Origin of the sequence: Rhizobium ecuadorense (genome assembly GCF_001187535.1) — a bacterium.
Classification (GTDB): domain Bacteria; phylum Pseudomonadota; class Alphaproteobacteria; order Rhizobiales; family Rhizobiaceae; genus Rhizobium; species Rhizobium ecuadorense.
This window is the reverse complement of record NZ_LFIO01001759.1, coordinates 1-798: the sequence shown is the minus strand read 5'-3', so window position 1 is coordinate 798 and position 798 is coordinate 1. Positions and strand designations below refer to the sequence as shown.

The window sequence follows — 798 nt, the reverse complement described above, 5'->3', positions numbered from 1 at the left end:
CGTGAGCCTCAGACTGTTGCGGATAGAGGAGAACAAATCCGCATTGGCGCGCCAGCGCGGAGAACCCGCTCGCGGCATCGAAGCCTTCGGGCGTTTGGCGACATCCGTGCAATATCACCACCAACGGCGGCATCGCGGCCGTCCGGCTGGGCACATAAAGCTTCATGGATAGCCGTCCAGGGTTGCTGCCGAAACCCTTGACTTCACTTAATCCAATTTTCGCGGTGAGGCGCCGCGCCTTCTTGGGTCCGATTGCCGGCTGAAGCAGACTTTTCTCCAGGATCCGCCGCAGTCTCTTTTGCGATTTGAGGATTTGCGACAAGGATTTCGGGAACTTGAATTTCATCGATACGTCCTTTTCGAAGACGTCCTCGACGCGCTCCCCGGCATGCGCCACCATCGACAGACGAATGCTTTCTATCCGATATTGCCGTCCGATCCCACCCACAATTGCCGCATTGGCCCGTGCGCCGGACTGTCAGTTCAACTGCAAATCGGTAAAGATTCGGATTCGAGCTTTATGTTTCGGGACCTGGAACGAATAGGCTCACCTGAGGTTTCCTGCTCACGGATCCGCGAGTTCGACACGAGAGGAGATTCCCATGAACAAGATCATTTTCGCCGCCGCGCTTCTGGGCGCTTCGGCATTGTCAGCCATGGCCCAGACGGCTCCCGCAACGACAAGCGACGGCAAGACGCCGGCCATCGCAACGCCCGGAGCGAACAATGCGACCGCCCCGGTCGAAGGCGCCAACAGCTTCACCGAGGGTCAGGCCAAGGACCGCATTGAAAAGGCCG

Annotated in this window: 1 protein-coding gene and 1 pseudogene; one reads left to right on the top strand and one right to left on the bottom strand. The window is 58.5% G+C overall.

What is annotated here, in order from left to right; genetic code table 11:
* The coding region (locus AF337_RS35275) for a PHB depolymerase family esterase (protein WP_280138889.1) at positions 1-346 on the bottom strand (346 nt) is incomplete at its 3' end.
* Positions 347-602: 256 nt separating this feature from the next.
* Between AF337_RS35275 and AF337_RS35270 the strand changes: the two are divergent.
* Positions 603-798: pseudogene (locus AF337_RS35270) on the top strand (PepSY domain-containing protein); the annotation flags it as partial.